The organism is Nitrosopumilus ureiphilus (genome assembly GCF_013407185.1).
GTDB lineage: Archaea > Thermoproteota > Nitrososphaeria > Nitrososphaerales > Nitrosopumilaceae > Nitrosopumilus > Nitrosopumilus ureiphilus.
In genome coordinates, this window is record NZ_CP026995.1 from 737,289 (window position 1) to 755,377 (window position 18,089).

The 18,089-nt window shown below is 34.9% G+C and carries 21 protein-coding genes and 1 tRNA gene; 11 read left to right on the top strand and 11 right to left on the bottom strand.

What is annotated here, in order from left to right; all coding sequences use genetic code 11:
* Nucleotides 1–4 precede the first annotated feature (4 nt).
* The 7 genes from aroC to C5F50_RS04280 form a co-directional block, all read right to left on the bottom strand.
* Nucleotides 5–1,102 (bottom strand): chorismate synthase, encoded by a 1,098-nt coding sequence (aroC, locus tag C5F50_RS04250; protein ID WP_179372439.1) that lies wholly within the window; start codon nucleotides 1,100–1,102, stop codon nucleotides 5–7.
* A 330-nt stretch (nucleotides 1,103–1,432) separates the two neighbouring features.
* Nucleotides 1,433–2,701, bottom strand: coding sequence for a 3-phosphoshikimate 1-carboxyvinyltransferase (gene aroA / locus C5F50_RS04255; RefSeq protein WP_179372440.1), 1,269 nt, complete (start codon nucleotides 2,699–2,701; stop codon nucleotides 1,433–1,435).
* Nucleotides 2,691–3,545: a shikimate kinase gene (locus tag C5F50_RS04260; RefSeq protein WP_179372441.1), complete on the bottom strand. Its 855-nt coding sequence runs from the start codon at nucleotides 3,543–3,545 to the stop codon at nucleotides 2,691–2,693. Before C5F50_RS04260 ends, aroA begins: the two co-directional genes overlap by 11 nt.
* On the bottom strand, nucleotides 3,545–4,366 hold the full coding sequence (gene aroE / locus C5F50_RS04265) for a shikimate dehydrogenase (protein ID WP_179372442.1): 822 nt from the start codon (nucleotides 4,364–4,366) through the stop codon (nucleotides 3,545–3,547). Before aroE ends, C5F50_RS04260 begins: the two co-directional genes overlap by 1 nt.
* Before the next feature lie 46 nt (nucleotides 4,367–4,412).
* Nucleotides 4,413–5,081 carry a type I 3-dehydroquinate dehydratase gene (gene aroD / locus C5F50_RS04270; protein ID WP_179372443.1) on the bottom strand — a complete coding sequence of 223 codons (669 nt, stop codon included), beginning with the start codon at nucleotides 5,079–5,081 and terminating at the stop codon, nucleotides 4,413–4,415.
* Nucleotides 5,078–6,139: a 3-dehydroquinate synthase II domain-containing protein gene (locus C5F50_RS04275; RefSeq protein WP_179372444.1), complete on the bottom strand. Its 1,062-nt coding sequence runs from the start codon at nucleotides 6,137–6,139 to the stop codon at nucleotides 5,078–5,080. Before C5F50_RS04275 ends, aroD begins: the two co-directional genes overlap by 4 nt.
* Nucleotides 6,132–6,914: a 2-amino-3,7-dideoxy-D-threo-hept-6-ulosonate synthase gene (locus C5F50_RS04280; RefSeq protein ID WP_179372445.1), complete on the bottom strand. Its 783-nt coding sequence runs from the start codon at nucleotides 6,912–6,914 to the stop codon at nucleotides 6,132–6,134. Before C5F50_RS04280 ends, C5F50_RS04275 begins: the two co-directional genes overlap by 8 nt.
* Nucleotides 6,915–7,059: 145 nt before the next feature.
* Here C5F50_RS04280 and mqnC point away from each other — a divergent pair, with 145 nt between their 5' ends.
* Nucleotides 7,060–8,175, top strand: a complete 1,116-nt coding sequence (mqnC, locus tag C5F50_RS04285; protein ID WP_179372446.1) for a cyclic dehypoxanthinyl futalosine synthase — start codon at nucleotides 7,060–7,062, stop codon at nucleotides 8,173–8,175.
* Here the strand turns inward: mqnC and C5F50_RS04290 are convergent.
* On the bottom strand, nucleotides 8,170–9,612 hold the full coding sequence (locus tag C5F50_RS04290) for a menaquinone biosynthesis decarboxylase (protein ID WP_179372447.1): 1,443 nt from the start codon (nucleotides 9,610–9,612) through the stop codon (nucleotides 8,170–8,172). The genes mqnC and C5F50_RS04290 overlap by 6 nt on opposite strands.
* A 108-nt stretch (nucleotides 9,613–9,720) precedes the next feature.
* Here C5F50_RS04290 and C5F50_RS04295 point away from each other — a divergent pair, with 108 nt between their 5' ends.
* Complete coding sequence (locus C5F50_RS04295) at nucleotides 9,721–9,951, top strand: hypothetical protein (protein WP_179372448.1); 231 nt, start codon at nucleotides 9,721–9,723, stop codon at nucleotides 9,949–9,951.
* Here C5F50_RS04295 and C5F50_RS04300 read toward each other — a convergent pair whose 3' ends face one another.
* Nucleotides 9,952–10,326: a hypothetical protein gene (locus C5F50_RS04300; RefSeq protein ID WP_179372449.1), complete on the bottom strand. Its 375-nt coding sequence runs from the start codon at nucleotides 10,324–10,326 to the stop codon at nucleotides 9,952–9,954.
* A gap of 97 nt (nucleotides 10,327–10,423) precedes the next feature.
* Between C5F50_RS04300 and C5F50_RS04305 the strand changes: the two genes are divergently transcribed.
* The gene (locus C5F50_RS04305; protein ID WP_179372450.1) at nucleotides 10,424–11,074 is read left to right on the top strand and encodes a trans-sialidase; all 651 of its coding nucleotides are present in this window, start codon (nucleotides 10,424–10,426) and stop codon (nucleotides 11,072–11,074) included.
* A gap of 98 nt (nucleotides 11,075–11,172) precedes the next feature.
* On the opposite strand, the gene C5F50_RS04310 is transcribed toward C5F50_RS04305, so the two are convergent.
* A complete protein-coding gene (locus tag C5F50_RS04310; protein WP_179372451.1) occupies nucleotides 11,173–12,372 on the bottom strand; it encodes a cation:proton antiporter in 1,200 nt (399 codons plus the stop codon).
* 277 nt (nucleotides 12,373–12,649) lie between these two features.
* Here C5F50_RS04310 and C5F50_RS04315 point away from each other — a divergent pair, with 277 nt between their 5' ends.
* Both C5F50_RS04315 and C5F50_RS04320 read left to right on the top strand, forming a co-directional pair.
* Nucleotides 12,650–12,841, top strand: a complete 192-nt coding sequence (locus C5F50_RS04315) for a hypothetical protein (protein ID WP_179372452.1) — start codon at nucleotides 12,650–12,652, stop codon at nucleotides 12,839–12,841.
* A 141-nt stretch (nucleotides 12,842–12,982) separates the two neighbouring features.
* Complete coding sequence (locus C5F50_RS04320; RefSeq protein ID WP_179372453.1) at nucleotides 12,983–13,897, top strand: trans-sialidase; 915 nt, start codon at nucleotides 12,983–12,985, stop codon at nucleotides 13,895–13,897.
* 30 nt (nucleotides 13,898–13,927) lie between these two features.
* Here C5F50_RS04320 and bcp read toward each other — a convergent pair whose 3' ends face one another.
* The gene (gene bcp, locus C5F50_RS04325; protein WP_179372454.1) at nucleotides 13,928–14,386 is read right to left on the bottom strand and encodes a thioredoxin-dependent thiol peroxidase; all 459 of its coding nucleotides are present in this window, start codon (nucleotides 14,384–14,386) and stop codon (nucleotides 13,928–13,930) included.
* A 103-nt stretch (nucleotides 14,387–14,489) separates the two neighbouring features.
* Between bcp and C5F50_RS04330 the strand changes: the two genes are divergently transcribed.
* The 6 genes from C5F50_RS04330 (at nucleotide 14,490) to C5F50_RS04355 (ending at nucleotide 18,049) form a co-directional block, all read left to right on the top strand.
* The gene (locus tag C5F50_RS04330; RefSeq protein ID WP_179372455.1) at nucleotides 14,490–15,194 is read left to right on the top strand and encodes an MIP/aquaporin family protein; all 705 of its coding nucleotides are present in this window, start codon (nucleotides 14,490–14,492) and stop codon (nucleotides 15,192–15,194) included.
* Nucleotides 15,195–15,242: 48 nt separating this feature from the next.
* Complete coding sequence (locus C5F50_RS04335; RefSeq protein ID WP_179372456.1) at nucleotides 15,243–15,680, top strand: hypothetical protein; 438 nt, start codon at nucleotides 15,243–15,245, stop codon at nucleotides 15,678–15,680.
* Nucleotides 15,673–16,494: a hypothetical protein gene (locus C5F50_RS04340; protein ID WP_179372457.1), complete on the top strand. Its 822-nt coding sequence runs from the start codon at nucleotides 15,673–15,675 to the stop codon at nucleotides 16,492–16,494. Before C5F50_RS04335 ends, C5F50_RS04340 begins: the two co-directional genes overlap by 8 nt.
* A gap of 42 nt (nucleotides 16,495–16,536) precedes the next feature.
* Nucleotides 16,537–16,611, top strand: a tRNA-Arg gene (locus C5F50_RS04345).
* Between the two features lie 584 nt (nucleotides 16,612–17,195).
* Entirely contained in the window at nucleotides 17,196–17,408 is a 213-nt protein-coding gene (locus tag C5F50_RS04350; protein ID WP_179372458.1) for a hypothetical protein, read from the top strand.
* Between the two features lie 224 nt (nucleotides 17,409–17,632).
* Nucleotides 17,633–18,049: a hypothetical protein gene (locus C5F50_RS04355; protein WP_179372459.1), complete on the top strand. Its 417-nt coding sequence runs from the start codon at nucleotides 17,633–17,635 to the stop codon at nucleotides 18,047–18,049.
* Nucleotides 18,050–18,089 lie beyond the last annotated feature (40 nt).

Genomic DNA, 18,089 nt, shown 5'->3' on the forward strand with positions numbered 1-18,089 from the left:
TTTCTTACAAAACAGGTCTGATTGTACCTGCAAGTAGTGCATGATCTGCGATCGTCAAGGAAACAAGTGAGTCCACTACAGGTGGGGCTCTAGGAACTACACATGGATCGTGTCTTCCTTTTACTTGAAGGGTTGTTTCTTTTTTTGTCTTGATGTCAACTGTACTTTGTTTTTGTGCAATTGATGATGCGGGCTTGAATGCAATTCTCATAGTTATTGGCATTCCATTTGAAATTCCGCCAAGAATTCCTCCTGAATTATTCGTCTTTGTTATTATCTTTCCTTTTTTTATTGTATACAAATCATTATTTTCAGAACCATGCATCTCTGAGCCTCTAAATCCTGAACCAAATTCAATTCCTTTGACTGATGGAATTGAAAAAATTGCTTTACTCAAATCTGATTCTAATGAACTAAAGATTGGTTCTCCCAAACCAACTGGAACATTTGTTGTGACTGATTCAATAATTCCTCCAAGTGAATCCCCTTTTTTACGTGCATTCAAAATATCTTCTCGCATCATTTTTGCAGTTTTGTTTTCAGGACATCTAACTTCATTTTTATAAATTGATGATATCATTTTTTCATCGAATTCTTTTTCCATCTTTATTTTTCCAATTTGTGATGTAAACGAATTTGTTTCAATTCCTAGTGACACTTTGAGCAATTTTCTTGCAATTGCACCACCCATCACATGCGTTGCAGTAAGCCTTCCTGAAAATCTACCTCCCCCTCTATGATCATTGAAGTGATTGTATTTTATCATGGCAGGATAATCTGAATGCCCAGGTCTTAGTTTTGTTTTCAAATTTTCATAATCTTTTGATTTTTGATCACTATTCCAAATTAGCATTGTAATTGGTGCACCAGTCGTAAATCCTCTGAAAACTCCTGAAACAATTTCTACAACATCTCCTTCTTTTCTTTGTGTAGATATCATGTTTTGACCTGGTTTTCTCAAGTCTAACATTTTCTGAATTTCTTTCTCATCAATTTCTAAACCTGCAGGACAACCATCTAACACTGCACCAATAGTTTTTCCATGGCTTTCGCCAAAACTTGTTAAAACAAGACGCTGACCAATTGAACTTCCCGGCAACAATCTATCAAAGTTAAATGATGCTTATAATTCCTCATTCTGAAATTTTTACGATTTTTGCTCTATGCTGGATTTTTTTTGAAAACCTCTCATGGCTAGTTAAAACTTATATAATTAGCCCTATTTTTATGAAATAATTATAATATATTCTTAAATATCACGATTACATATATAATACATGCAAAAACGTGTAAATTCTAAACCATAATTTGCGCGGCCCTGCGAAAAAGACATGTTATCTACGCAAAAGCGTTGCGGGTGAGGAGAATGCTTTTCATCCTATACAGGGTCGCGCCTTTTACAACTTTTACTTGATTTTTTGAAAATAGTTTTTTAATTCACTTGAATTTTTGCACCAAGACGATTCATCTCTTCTATAAAATTTGGAAATGAAACATTTACTGATTCAGGATCTGTTACTGTACAATCTCCTACATACATTCCAGCAATACAAAAAGACATGAATAATCTGTGATCATTTTCGGAATTTAGCTCAGCACCTTTCAAATTCTCTGAATCTTCTAAAATTAAACCGTCGTCTTTTTCTTCAATTTTGATTCCAATTTTTACAAGTTCTCTTGATATAATTGCAATTCGATCTGTCTCTTTTAGTCTTGCATGTTTTACATTAACTATTTCAATTGGTGCTGATGATTTTAATGCTAAAATTGCAAGTGGTGGAAGAAGATCTGGAGAATTACTCAAATCAAATTTCCCCCCTGTTAGTTTTTCAGGCGATTTAATTTTGATTTCTTCATCATTAATCACTATGGTAACTCCTAACTGCTCTAAAATATCTATGAACACTTCATCACCTTGTGGTAAATTTCCAATGTTCCCTTTAACTGTGATTTCATCTCCGTTAAGAACAGTAGCTGAAAGAAGTAATGCGAGACTAGAAAAATCAATGGGAATTGTAAATGTTGCCTCTTTGTATATTTGTGGTGGTATGTTGTATCTTTTGTATGGGATTAATGTTTGAACTGTAACTCCAAATTTTCGCATTGTAGCTATTGTTGCATCAAGATATGGTTTTGATACTAAATTTCCTTCTATTGTAAGATTAATTCCCTTTTCTGTTAGAGGGGCACTGATTAATAATGCTGAAATAAACTGACTAGAAAAATTTCCTGGGATTTTTACATCTCCTCCGGAAATCTTTCCTTTGATTTTGATTGGTGGTTTTCCATCAGTTGAAGTGCACTGTGCTCCTATACTTGATAATGCATCAAGTAGTGGCTGCATGGGCCTTTTCTGCAAACTAGAATCACCTGTTAGAGTAATCTCTTCAGAAAATAGACTAGCGATTCCTGATGCGATTCTGATAGTTGTCCCTGAATTTTCTGTATTGATTTCAGGCACAATTTTGTCGAATTTTATGGGATTTTTTACAATTATTGATGAATCTTCAATTTCCATTTCCGCCCCGAATTTTTTACATGCTTCTATGGTGGCAATAGTATCTGCTGAATGTAAAATATTTTCTACTTTGCTATTATTTCCAGCAAGTGAAGCAAGAAAAATTGCTCTATGTGTATAACTCTTATTTGCAGGACAAACTATTTGTCCCGAAATTTTTGATTTTTCAACTTTACACTTCATGAACTTCAGCCTTTTTGTTATTCACTTTGGAAACAATTACTCTTCCTTCAAGAGCTGCAAATATTTTTTTAATGTTTGATTCATTTTCTTTTTTTACAATTGCAGCGATGGCAGGCCCATTACCCGAAACTGATGCTGCAAGTGCACCTTTTTCAATCAAACTCGTAATAATTTTAGGATCTGAATTCAGAATTGATGCAGTAGCTAAACCGTTAATTGTCATTGCTTCCCAATAATTTGCTTTTCTTGCCAATTCCCAAGCATTTTCAAATACTGTTGATAAAATTTTGAGATTTTTCAAATTCCCCCGTTTTCTATTTTTTGGAATAAATATTACTGCAATCATATTAGTTGGTCCTTTTTCAAAATGGATTCGTCTTTTCTTTGCATTGTCAGTAACATTAAATCCACCATAGTAACATGAGCATGCATCATCATATGCCCCGGTAATACTCACTTTGGATTCAATTGATGCATCAACTCCTACAAGTAAAATTTGCTGATCAGTAAATTTTGGTTTGAATATCTTTGCACATGCCAGTGCAACTGCCGATGAAATTGCACTTGAACTCTTTAATCCATATCCTGTCGGAATTTCAGAATCTAGTTTAATTGAGATTTTGTTTTGCTCCAAATCTTTTTTTGAGATGATCTTCTCAACTGTTTTGTTGATTAATCGTGAACTGAGGGTTTTGTTGTCTGATTCAATTACGATTCCTTTTCCTGGGCTTGTCTCCACTGTGACCTCTACCTTCAACTCTATCCCCAAAGTTGCACCCTTTTGATTTGCAATGGCGTTAACTAGTGATACAGCGCCATGGACTGTAGCCTTTGCTTTTGCCATCAAAATCCTCCTAACAATGCTTTTTTCATGGCATTATAAGGTGCTTCCATATGGTGCCATATCTCAAAGGCTCTTGCTGCTTGACCTAATAGCATTTCATAGCCAAAAATTATCACTGCATTTTTTTCTTTTGCCTTTTTTATAAAATCTGTATTCATTGGCATGTATACAATATCATAAACTATTGTCTTCTCATTGATATTATCTAATGAAATTGGACTAGGCTCATTTCTTAGTCCTATTGATGTTGCGTTTACTATAATGTCGTAATCTTTTGCAGAGTCTTTAACATCTTCAATCTTGATTGCGTTTGCAGAAAGTCCAATTTTCTTTGCAAACTCTGATAGGTTCTTTGCGTTTTCTAAAGTTCTGTTTGCAATAGTGATGTTCTTTGCTTTCTCTTTTGCAAATCCTGCAACTATTGCTCTTGCTGCCCCTCCTGCACCAAGAAGAAGAACTTTGGTATTTTCTATGTTTAATTTCTTTTTCTTAAATGGCTCTAGAAAACCATCCATGTCTGTATTGTATCCTTTGAGAACTCCATCTTTGTTTGTAACAGTATTTACTGCACCAATCAAACTGCATGACTCATCCATTTTATCCAAATACTTCATCATCTCTACTTTATGTGGAATGGTGATATTGAATCCGTCTATCTTTATTTTTTTGAGTCCTTCAATTCCTTCTTCTAATTCTCCTGTTGGAATCCTATATGCAATGTATGAACAATCTAAATTTAATTCTCTAAATGCTGCACTGTGGATATTTGGAGACAATGAATGATCAATTGGATCTCCAATAACTGCAAATGATTTTCCCATCTTATTTTTCTCACTAGTATGATTGATTTAAACTCTCAACTGATAATTATTTTAGATTTGTAATTTTCTTTACTTCATCAACACTGAATTGTCCTGGTGCTACTGCTTTTCCTAAAGAGACGTATGTATATGGACTGCCCAAATATAGGCACAAAATCCTTGAAATCCTGCCCATGTCTCCCATTGCAAATGATATCAAATTGTTCTTTCCTTTCTTGCTATACAATTCAAGCATTCTAGTTGCATCATCTGTTGTATTTGCTGTACTCACAATTTTTACATTATTTGAGAACTTGGCCATCTGAGCAATTTTCTTTTTTAATTCCGCATTTTTCGGAGTTTTCTTAAAGTCATGCCATGAAACAAGCAATTTTGTTTTTGTTGATTTTAGATATTTTGTTAATTGTGAATTTTTCTTTAGTGTGTTAAATTCAACATCTAACAAAAATGGATTATATTCTGCAATGAGTTTCAGAATTGCTATTCTTTCCTTTTCATTTCCAGAAAATTTTCCGCCTTCGATTTTTGGTCTGAGTGTACATACAATTCTATTTAGATCTTTTTTGATTAATTCTAATGTCTCTGGAATTTGCTCAATTTTTAAAAAATCAAATCTTACTTCGGCAAGATCCGATTTCTTCAATGCAATTTTTAATGTCTGCTTAATTTTATTTGGTGTTTCTTCAGCAATTGACACGCAAGTTTTGTACTTCATTTTTCTAGTATGTATTCATCTGAAACTTCCATTCCAAAATGTCTCCCTGTTGCAGGCTTTGAATGAACCATGACTGTGTCTCCTTTTTTTAGGTGTGTGACTGACACTAGTTGTCCGTTAGGTTTTACAAACCTAATTGTTTCAGCATCCTGTGCAATTATTCCTCCAATCTCTCCTCCTGCAGAAGCTTTGATCATCAACATTGGTCTTCTTTCTATTTTTGATCTTCCTACAGTTGCTCTTCTTGCCTTTCCTTTAGAATTTAAAATTAAAACTTCAGAACCGGTTTCAACTTCTGAGAGATAGTTAGTTGTTCCATCTGGTGATAATGTGTAACAGTGAACTGCACCTGCATTCACTCTAAATGGTCTAGGTGATGTAAATGACGACCCTACTGATTCATTATGGACAAGAAACAAAAAGTTGGATCTGCTTCCAATTAGCATGCCTTCTCCTTTGTGAAGCATAGATGCAGTATCCACACATACTCGTTCTCCATCGCCCACTTCTTTAATCTCAATAATCTTTGCTGGCTTCATATCGAAACTTCTGGTTCCTAGGTATAGCATTGCTTCTCTTACCTCGTTAATTGAATCTGTGCTGAAAATTACTCCGTCTACTCCTACTTCTAAAATTGAGAACATCTTTCTTACTTCTTCAGGAGTTTTTGCAATTGCAAAAATTTTTGTGTGTATTTTATGAAGTTTTGCTATAATGTTTTCTAATGGAATAATTTTCCAATCTTTAACCTCCACAATCACAAAGTCTAATCCTTTCTTTGCAACAGTAAGGATGTGCTCGATATCTGAATTTGATAATACTTGAAATTTCATTCCAACTTTCTTGCCTTTTGGTTTTACCATTCCCTCTTTTTCAAGAACTACGTAGTTTGATGCATTTGAAGGATAAACTGTTTGCACCTTTGTTTTTTTCTTTCCTAGTTTCTTTGGATCAATATACAATATCTTAATTCCTTCAGACTCTAATTGTGGAAGAAATTTAGCTAATTGTGTTTGTGAGACTTTGGGTGAAATAATTAATTCTCTATTCTTACTCAATTTTCTTCATTGCTTCCTTTGCAGTTGCTTTTCTAAAAATTATGTCAGCTAATGCTTCAACTATTTTTTCAGGTGTTTTGTGTGCAAAGATATTTCTACCATATGTGATTCCTTTAGCTCCTGCAGTCATGGCATCTTCAGTCATTTGAAGAATATCTAAATCTGTTTTTGCTTTAGGTCCCCCTGCAATTACAATTGGCACTGGTGTACTTTTCACAATTTTTGCAAATGAATCAATATCTCCTGTGTACAGTGTTTTTACAATATCTGCACCACATTCTGCTCCAATTCTTGCAACATGTGAAACAATTTCAGGATCATGTGGGTCTTTGATATTTTCACCTCTTGGATACATCATTGCTAAAAGTGGCATTCCCCATCTGTGACATTGGTCTGCAGTCATTCCTAATTGCTCTAACATCTCTGGTTCTTCTTTGCCTCCTATGTTGATGTGTAATGACACTCCATCTGCACCCATGGCAACTGCTTCCTTTACTGTTCCAGTTAGCATTTTTCGGTTAGGTGATAATGATAATGATGTGCTACTTGAGAAATGAACTAAAACTCCAACTTTGGTTGGTTTTGGCAGTGTTTTGAGAATTCCTTTATTGATAATTACGCTAGTAAGTCCGTGTCCTTCACATTTGTAAATTGTAGAGGCAGGATCTTCAAGACCTTCAATTGGTCCATTTGAAATGCCATGATCCATTGGAATACATAACATTCTTCCTTTTCGAAGAATTCGATTTAATCTGATTTGATTACCTGATACCATGCGTTGATCTGCTTTTTGTGCCCTACTTAAAAATAACGTGACTCGTAAATCTAATATTTTTTAAAAATTGAGCACAAATTACTCCCTAGGTGTATTCATTATTTCTACCAAGGATTAAATAGAAAATACCAAGGATGTACAACAATTGAGTCAGACTACTGAACAAATTCAAAAAAGCGACATTAAAGATATTTTGGAAAATTCTCTTAAAGGTCAACGGCCTGGACCTGAGGACTGCTTGAGACTCTTAGAGTCTGATGACGTTCATTTGATGGGTCTTGTTTCAGGTCATTTGACAAAAAAGAAGTTTGGCAAAAAAGCCTCTTTTGTAAACAACATTATTTTGAATTATACCAATGTATGTATCACTGATTGCAAGTTTTGTGCATTTTACCGATCTCCAGGTGCTGAAGATTCTTACACACTTACCCTTGATCAAATAGAATCCAGAGTAAAGGCTGCATGTGACATGTTTAAGATTCGTCAAGTCTTGATTCAAGGTGGACACAATCCAAGTTTGAAGATAGAGTACTATGAAGATGCATTTAGAATGATCCGAAAGAAATTCCCAAAAGTTGGAGTTCATGGATTATCTACATCTGAAATTGATATGATTGCAAGAGTTGAAAAATCTTCCACTAAAGAAATTTTATCTAGACTAAAAGATGCCGGACTACAATCAATACCTGGTGCTGGTGCTGAAATTTTAACGGATTCTGTTAAAGATATTATCAGTCCAAAGAAAATCTCCAGTGATGATTGGATTAAAATTATGGATGAGGCCCACTCACTTGGAATTCCATCTTCTGCAACAATGATGTATGGTCATGTAGAAAACAAAAATGATATTGTTGAACACTTTTTCAAAATTGCAAAACTGCAAGAAAAAACTAAAGGCTTCATGGCATTTATTCCGTGGAATTTTGAACCAAACAATACTTTGATGCACGAAGAAGGATTGGTAGAATACGGGACTGGAGGAATCCAACTATTGAAGATGATTGCAATATCAAGATTGGTCTTTGATGGATTGATTCCACACATTCAATCTTCATGGCTCACTAATGGTGTTGGTATGGCACAACTTGCATTGCAGTATGGCGCTGATGATTTTGGTGGTACTCTAATTGGGGAGGAGGTAGTTTCATGCACTGGTGCACGCTCAACTGAGCTCACTGACAAAATAATCATGGATGCAATTCATCAGATTGGATATGAAGTAGAAGAGCGAGATAATTTCTATAATCCTGTAACTCTATAGTCCATAATCAGACCATTTAGCATCAACTAGACTCTTTGTTTTGGCATCAACTTTCACAGGTTGTTGAATTTCTCTTTCGTATCCTTCTTCTCTAGTTTTTTGTGTTGCATCAATTCCCATCTTCGAACCTAGATTGACAAGAGGTGATGCCGGATCAAGAGTATCCGTTGGTGTGTTATTGATAATTGTAGTGTCTCTTGCAGCATCTGCTCTAGTAGTAATTGCCCAAATAACATCGTTGATATCATGAACATTGATGTCCTCATCTACCACAACAAACATCTTTGTTAATGACAACTGTCCCATTCCCCATAATCCCATCATCACTTTATTTGCTTGACCTGGATATCTCTTTTTGATTGAAATAATCGCAAATCCTTGGAACCATCCTGCTGCTGGCATGCTAAAGTCTACAACTTCTGGATGGAACATTTGTATCAATGGCAAAAATGATCTTTCAATTACTTTTCCAATATATGCGTCCTCTAGAATTGGTTTTCCGACTACCGTTGTTACATAAATTGGATCTTTTCTTCTCATAATTCCAGTAAGTGTAAATGTTGGATATGGCTCAACTGGTGTATAGTATCCTGTATGATCTCCAAATGGTCCTTCGTCTCTGATGTCTGCAGGATCAACATATCCTTCTAAAACAATCTCTGCATTTGCTGGAACATCCAAATCAATTGTTTTACATTTTACAGTTTTGATTCCTTCCTTTCGGGTAATTCCTGCAAACAAATACTTGTCAAGTCCTTCTGGAACTGGTGCAATTGATGAAAATATTGTTGCAGGTTCTCCTCCAATAATTATTGCTACTGGAATTTTTTCCCCTCTATCTTTTGAAATATCTCCGTGATGAGCTCCTCGTTTGTGTTTCTGCCAGTGCATTGATGCATGAGTTTTGTCAATAATCTGCATTCTGTAAACCCCAAGATTTCTTACACCTGTTTCTGGATGCTTTGTTGCGACTAACCCCAAAGTGATGAATCTTCCTGCATCATTTTGCCATGATTTTAAAATTGGTAAATCATCAAAAGACGCATTGCTTGATGTTATCTCAGTTACAGGGCCACTTGTTTCTGCTTTAGGAAATGATGCTGTCATCTTTGATAATTCTGGAAGTTTTTTTATCTTGTTTAGTATTCCTGATGGCATGTCCATCTTTGTCATATCTGCAATTCGTTTACCAATTTCAGTGAAATCTGTCATCTCCAGTCCTATCTCTAATCTTTTCATTGAACCAAACGCATTTCCCAAAACTGGCATGTCAAATCCCTTTACATTTTCAAAAAGAATCGCAGGACCATTAGAATACATTTCTCTTCTCAGGATTTCTGCAATTTCTAAATCCGTATCGACTTGAGTTTTTACTCTCTTCAATTCTCCCTTTTTTTCTAGTTCTGAGACGAACTCATGAATATCTTCAATTGCCATGATAACTTTGATCTTAGTTCAAGTATAAGCTTAACTGGATTTTTCTGAATTTCTCTTAAAATTCTTTTAACACATGAGTTTTAATTTACACTGGCAGGAAAATCAATTATGGCTGATGACAAATGTGTTGTTTGCAAGGGGAATGGAATAATCGAATTACTTGGTTCTGAATGTCCCTTTTGTAATGGAACAGGTGAGCCAAACAAACCTGCAAAATCATATCTTGATTCTCATATTTGTCAATGCATCTTTCTTGACAGAAAGAGATGTCCTCTATGTGGAAAGCGATGTCATCATGATACGCCAAACAAACCGAAAATTCTTCTTAGTCCTGAATGATTACATTGGTGGCAGTTCATTCTTTCTGTCATGACCGCCAGATCCGAATTTGCAGTAAAAGCATAACTCTGACTCCATGTACTTTAATTGCTCAACTTGAATTGCTCCAAGCTTTAGTGCAATCTTTGTTAGAATTTTATATTTTAGTGGCATTGCAGGAATTACTTCTTCCATGTATACTCTATAATGATCGGGACAAAACTTGAGTGTGACTTTGGATGGTTCTTTGCCTTTCTCGTTTACTTGTTTTGTAAAATTGATCTGCTCTCGTATGTATTCGTGCTTTGGGCATGGACAATCTTTGCCTCCTGGATGTTTGTATGCAGGAATATTTTTCCAATCAAACTCCGGAAATTCCTTCTCAAAATCGTCCATTAAATCAACTATACTCTCAGTGCATATAAAACTTGATCAAAATTGGTTGCGGTAATCAACCCAAATGTACATAAACCCCAGATTGTTCATCAAAATTATGGCATCTGCTAAAAAGCAAACAAAGCAAGATCTTGAAAACAAGATTGCCGAATTAGAAGCAAAATTAAATCAACTCTCTACTCAACTAGAAGCAAAATCTGCTCCAAAACCAGCTGAAGTAAAACCAGCAGAAACAAAACCATCTACTGCAAAACCAGCTGAAAGACCTACAGAAACCACCAAACCTAAAGGCACTCTACCAAAAGGTATGGAACAAAAACCAGCAGAAGCTCCTAAACCACAGGATGCACCAAAACCAGCTGAAACAACATCACAACCTCCAGCAACAGTACAAGAGGCTTTAGAGAATGCATACTATACTGCTCCAATGACTTCATTCCATGATTACAGGGCAAAAGTAACAGGATATTCTCCAGCACCTAACAGATACTTTGTAAGAAGAACTGCTCCTGTAGGAAAAGTCCCAACAAGAAACTGGAATGATCAAAAAGCAACAGTTACTGGTTATACAGCACCATCAAACCAATACTTTGCAACAAGAGCAAGAATGGCATTCCATCCATCTGATAAAACATTTGGAGGATTCAGTGGCATTAACTTGAGTATTGAAGGCGTTGCAGCACAAGTGCAAGCACCGACACCAGAACCACCAAAACCCGCTAAAGGCACACTTCCAAAAGGTTTCTAATTCAATTACATCCTTTATTTTCTATTTTTCATAATCTTGCCTATCATATGATTTGCTATTTTACATCTTAACACTTTATTTTTTGATGTATGTCTACATCACATTGTTGTTATTTTTTTTAACAATGGGTTTGCAATAATTGGTGTTAACACAGTAGTAATAAAACAAATTGCTACTGCAACAGAAAATAAAGTAAGATCTAAAATCCCAATCGAATATGCTAAAGCCGTAATGGCGAGACCTACAGTTCCTCGTCCATTTAACAATGATGCAATTGCCAAACTTTCTGTTTTTGATAATTTACATAATCTGGCACCAATAAATCCTCCTAGTGTTTTTCCAAAAATACCGAATGCTACCAATAATGTTAATGGAAGCAAAACCATCTCTAATGACTGACCACTGAATTTTATTCCAAGAATCGCAAAAAATAATGGTGCAAAAAATCCAAATGTCACTCCAGATAATATTCCATATGATTTATCGGCTTCTCTTTTACCAAGTATTTTTCCACTAAAAATCAAACCTGCGAAAAAAGTGCCTATGATAAAATGAAGACCAGCTAGTTGTGCTAAAAGCGATAATGCTATTGTCATAATTATCAAAATACCAAATGTCGCCTCCCTAGTCTTAGCTTTTGTGAAGAATAATTCTAATCTGTGAGGAAACCAATAATTAAATTTGTGAATGGCAAATGCTAAAAATATAATTCCAACAATATAGATTAACATTGGAATTACAGATAATCCGATATCGATAACATCAAGTATGGTGTTTCCTGTTACATGTATTTGCAAAATTACTGCAAGTATGACCAATGAAATTATGTCATCCACTACTGCAACAGACATTACCGTGTTGCCAATTTTTGTTTTTAATATTCCCAATTCTAGCAAAATTATAGCACTGACAGGTACGGATGTAACCGATAACAATAATCCCATAAACAATGATTGAACTAGAGATGAACCAAAAAGAATTGATATTTGAAAACCTATGAAAAATGGTATTATTAAGGAAAGTACAGATATTACAAACGCATACTTTCCAGTTTTTTTAAGTTCTCTTAGATCCATTTCAAGCCCTATGAATAACATAATAAAGAAAATTGCAATTGTAGAAATCAGTTCAAGATTTTCATCAGGTATGATAATTCCAAATATGGTGGGGCCAAGTATTATTCCTGCAAGTAATTCGCCACCTAAAGCAGGTTGCTTAAATCTACGAAATAATTCTCCTAATAATCTGGCTACTGCAAGTAATATTACAACACTGATGAATATTTGTTCCAATTCCAATAATGATTGACCTGAACTGAATTATTTCTATCTTGTTTTGCAGTGATAACGTTTCTCTAACCAAAATCAAGTCAAATTTTTAGTTGCTACAAATATATATATCTAAACGGAGATCTTTCCTTTTTTACTGATTGTTGGTAAGTTAATTTTCTCATATTATTTCACTTCTGAACTCTTTGATTTAGTCATACCATCTAAATTTTTAAAGGATGTATTACGTCCTTATTCTTCTATTTTTAATAGTAATATTCATCTTTGATCATTTTCTATATTGTACATGCCTCCAAGAATTGTATGTCCTAACTGTCAACAAAACGAATGGCTTGAAAATGAAGAATTGAATTATTTGCCAAGAGTTAGCAAGATGGAAGATGGAAAATATGTTGCTGATACCGAAAATGGGATTCATGTTAAATTATGGCGATGCAACAATTGCATGTATGTCATGCATTTTTGGGAGCCTGATTAATTCCACTAACGATCCTCACAAATCTCTATTTCAAAACTTTTGAAATTTTTACAAATTATTGTATATTTTTTCAAATTTCTTTTATCAAAAACAAGAGACTGATCAAAATGTAAATAAACAATGCACTATTTACTGTAAGGAATGGCAGCAAAACGTAAGGCAAGTACGAAACAAAATCTAGAAGACAAAATCGCAGAACTCGAAGCAAAATTAACTAAATTATCAACGCAACTAGAAGCAAAATCTGCTCCAAAACCAGCAGAAACAAAACCATCTACTGCAAAACCAGCTGAAAGACCTACAGAAACCACCAAACCTAAAGGCACTCTACCAAAAGGTATGGAACAAAAACCAGCAGAAGCTCCTAAACCACAGGATGCACCAAAACCAGCTGAAACAACATCACAACCTCCAGCAACAGTACAAGAGGCTTTAGAGAATGCATACTATACTGCTCCAATGACTTCATTCCATGATTACAGGGCAAAAGTAACAGGATATTCTCCAGCACCTAACAGATACTTTGTAAGAAGAACTGCTCCTGTAGGAAAAGTCCCAACAAGAAACTGGAATGATCAAAAAGCAACAGTTACTGGTTATACAGCACCATCAAACCAATACTTTGCAACAAGAGCAAGAATGGCATTCCATCCATCTGATAAAACATTTGGAGGATTCAGTGGCATTAACTTGAGTATTGAAGGCGTTGCAGCACAAGTGCAAGCACCGACACCAGAACCACCAAAACCCGCTAAAGGCACACTTCCAAAAGGAACGGTGCAAACTCAACAAACACCTCCTCCACCACAACAAACTAGCTATGGTGGAAATGAAGGCAAATCACGGAAAGAACAATTAGAAGATTATGAAAAAGATTACTTGCAAAGAATAGAACAAGAAAGAATAGAACAAGAAAAAGATTACCAAGAAGCACTTGCATCTGAGGCAAAAGCTACGACTAAACAAAAAAGTGGTGCATTGCCAAAAGGATTTGAACCAAAACCCGAACCTGAAACACCAAAAGCTTCTAAAGGCACACTTCCAAAAGGTTTCTGATCTTTCTACAACCTTTTCTTTTAATTATTTTTAATTTAGGAAATCCTCTAAAACTTCTTTTGAATGTCCTGCAGGTTTTACTTTGGGATAAATTTTAAAAATTTTTCCTTTTTCATCCACAAGAAATGTACTTCTCATAACGCCCATGTATTCTCTACCCATGAATTTTTTTTTGCCCCAAACTCCAAACATCTTTGAGACTTCTTTGTCTACATCAGCCAACAATGGATATTTTATTCCCATTTTGTCACAGAATTTTTTATGTGAATCTACATCATCTGGACTAATTCCAATAATTTCAACTCCTGCCTTTTGGAATTTTTTATAATCTTTTGAAAACTCATCAGCCTCGGTGGTGCATCCTGGAGTGAAATCTTTTGGGTAAAAGTAAATTACATGTTTCTTCCCTTTGAAATCGGACGATTTTATTTTTTTACCATTTGCGTCATTTATCTCAAATTTTGGAACCAAATCTCCTTTAGAAATCATACGAACTCAAATGGATTTATCCATAATTAATTACTTTTTGATTATCTGAGATCAACACTCGTGTCCGAATGTTTTATATGGTAATTCAAGGGGCTTTTGCTTGATGGTTAATCCAAGAGCATATCTTGCTGAAGCAATAGCAACTTATGGCTTAGTATTTTTTGGCCCTCTTTCAGTAATTTTGGCAATCGCATCATTTGGCGAAGAACTTACAACGCAATCTGTATTGTTCATTGCTCTTGGACACGGTGGTGCTATTGGATTGATGGTGTATACATTTGGTCATGTCTCTGGTGCTCACATTAACCCTGCAGTTACCATACCAATGATGATTACAAAAAAGATAGGAATCACAGACGGAATTGGATATATCATTTCACAATTAATCGGTGCAGTTGCTGCAGCTGCAACATTAAAGGTAATTTTACCTGAACTTGGAGCAAAGGTAAACTTTGCAACTCAAGGTGGTCCAAGCGATTTAATCAATAAAAGCATTAGTTCTGGATTTGCAATTGAGGCAATCATGACATTTTTCTTGGTGACTGTAATCTTTATGACAGCAGTTCATAAGAAAGCATCTCCTGGATTGCATGGATTTTCAATTGGAGGAATAATTTTCCTTATTCACCTAGTTGCAGTTCCGCTAACAGGCGCATCTGTTAACCCTGCAAGAACATTTGGCCCTGCATTAATTTCTGGATTCTGGGAATTTCATTGGTTGTATTGGGCCGCCCCAATTTTGGGTGGAATAATTGCTGGATTAATCATGAATTATGTCTTTGTCAACAAGGCAGAACAAGAAGCATAATTTTTCAAATACCAACATTTTTAAAAAATTCAAAATTCTTTTACATCTATGAGTTCATTTGATGATATTTCTATCATGTTTGATACTGAATCTAAAAAATTATCTAACATGATTAACATTGCTGAGACAAAATCTGATTTGTCAATTCCTGAAATTATTGACACGTATTATCAAATCATTAATGTTTCTTCAATGAATACGATGCTAAAACAACAAATCAGTTCAGACAATCAAAAAACATTACTTGATAAAATACTGGAAATTGAGAAAATGATAACTGAGAAGTTCAATTCTGACATACACCCTCGAATCATGGAAGACCTTGTAAAATCAATACAAGAGACTACACGTATTCTTCAATCTGGATCTGGACAAAAATCAAAAGAAGATATTGAAAATGAAGCCAAATTCTATGAAGAACTACGACAGAAAATGAGTACAAAAGAATTTGTAGAACAATATGATAAAGGACTGTCAAATGATTGAAGATATTGCTAAAAATCTAATAAATTTAAAAAAAGAATTTGCAACATCTTATGACGGACAAAGTCAAATTCAAGAAGTAATCCCAATTTCAAAATCTGAATTGTTTCCAATTACTCAAAAAGATTTAGAATTGTTACATGAATTTGCAAAAATAAACCCTATCTACTATAATCAATATGAGAAAACTATTGGTGATACTGCGTGTGTTGTTTATGAGGGTGACACTAACAAATACTGGTTAAACAGTATTCAACATAGTTCAAGCCATGCACCTTTTTCCCCAACATGGATAATGTCTGCATATGTTTGTGTTTTATTTGCAAAAAAATTTGGATATTCTGAGATAATTGATATTGGCTCTGGAGATGGTAGAATTGCATTTTGTGCAAAAATTTTAGATTTAGAATCATACAGTATAGAAATTGACAATATGTTAGTAGAGTTGCAAAAAGATTTGTGTAACAAACTAGATTTTAATCCTCATTGCTCTGATGCTACTGTGTTTGATTATTCTTCATTGAAATTAACAAAACCGATTTTATTCATTGGCGGTCTTGCACAAATGGGTGGAATCCAATTGGCCTCTGATGTATTAGACAAAATTTCTACAATTCCTGATATCAAACAAAATTCTGGCTGGGTTTTTGCTGGTACATATTCAAAAAAATATTCGATAGATCCAAAAAATGAGGCGGGATGGGGCACGCTAATTGAAAAAAACAATCTAAAACCCATTCAAACAGTTTCTTTACCGACTGCATGGACTTTTCATGAACCTGAAGAGACTCCTTACATTTTTGCTCAACCCAATTGAGAAATAGCAATCCAAATTAAGCGTAAATTTCCCAAACTTTTCGGACTCGTTGCATAGCTTGGATAGTGCGATTGCTTGCGGAGCAATAGGTCGCCGGTTCGAATCCGGTCGGGTCCGTTTATCATGTATGTCCGGAACCTTTCCTGACTACGACTTTTTCATTTGACAAGTTTGCCACGAACTCATAGCCGTCAGTGATTAACTGCTCCGCTTCTTCTGCCGTCACAACTTCCTGCCTGTATTGCAGTCGGCTAGAATGAACTAACCAACTTTTGCACAGCAGACAGTTGTTCAGAAGTTAACTTTTCTATGTTCTCTTTAACCTCTTCTTTTTCTTTCATCAGTGGATTGTTCTCCTTTTTTTCCAGATCAAGAAATTCTTCACATCTTTTGAAAGATTCGCGCATTTCATCTGCCTCGGCTGTGGAACCAGGATGATGATTGACTCCGTGGAGAAACTACGAGAAGTGAAAATAGAATACTGTGAGAAAGGCTACACGATCAACATACACTCGAAGTGCATCGGTGAGGCAATTCTTTCTGCTGATTTCTGATTAAATTATAACCAACTTTTTAAAACATTGTAACGTACACGATCCTGAATGGCAAGAAGACCAAAATACGAATAAACATGTCACGATAAATCAGTTAGACGTAGGGCTGTCGGTTTAGAAGCGGTAGGCTGGTATGTAAGAGCAGACTTGCCAGAATATGGTGAGAGGCCTCCAAAGCTTTGTGTAAATGGCGACTGTGCAATACCTGACATTTATGCAACCTATGGAAAATGGACCAAGATAGTCGAAGTAGAAACTCCTGAGAGTTATGAGAAGGACAGAAAACAGCATTTGATCTTCAGAAGATGGCGTGACAGACACAAGAACGTGGAAGTTAATGTGCCAATTTGCAATGTTTGACAAACAAAAATTACAATGAGTCGAAACCAACGCAAATATTCTATACATGATGTTTCTAAAAATGAAATGGAGAAAGAGATTATTTCTAATGAAATTGTTGAAATAGCAAAAAAGGTATTATCTTCTGAAAAACATCAATATGTTGAATATTTGTGTACACAATACAAAAATAAAAAAAACAATGGCATGTTAAGAAACAATTATGGACACTTCTGTCTGATCAAATGCCTCAAGGAGCAATTAATGCAAAAGCAATAGATTATGCAAAATATGATCTTTTCCACCTTAGCAAAACTAGAGATATTATTGAAAGAGCATCAGCAAGCATTGAACAATTATATTATTTCCTACTTACTGAAAACGGTGGAAAGTATCCATCACATGATCCATTAGGAAGAATACTAAACGAACTAGAGAATAGAAATGTGCTTGATACTGAATTTGTGTCCATTTTAAGGCGCTTTAATCGACATGTTTTTGTACCTGCAAAACACGATTATAAGATTAATCCAGATAAACAGCATTTATTTTCAGTTGAGGATGCCATTTTCATTTTATACATTGTGACAGCTTTAAGTAGAAAACTATGGCCATATTTTAGAAAACATGCACTTGATTGTAACGAAATAGATTGGAAATAAATTTTTGAACTGAGTTTGTCCAGAAAGCAGGAATAGCAAT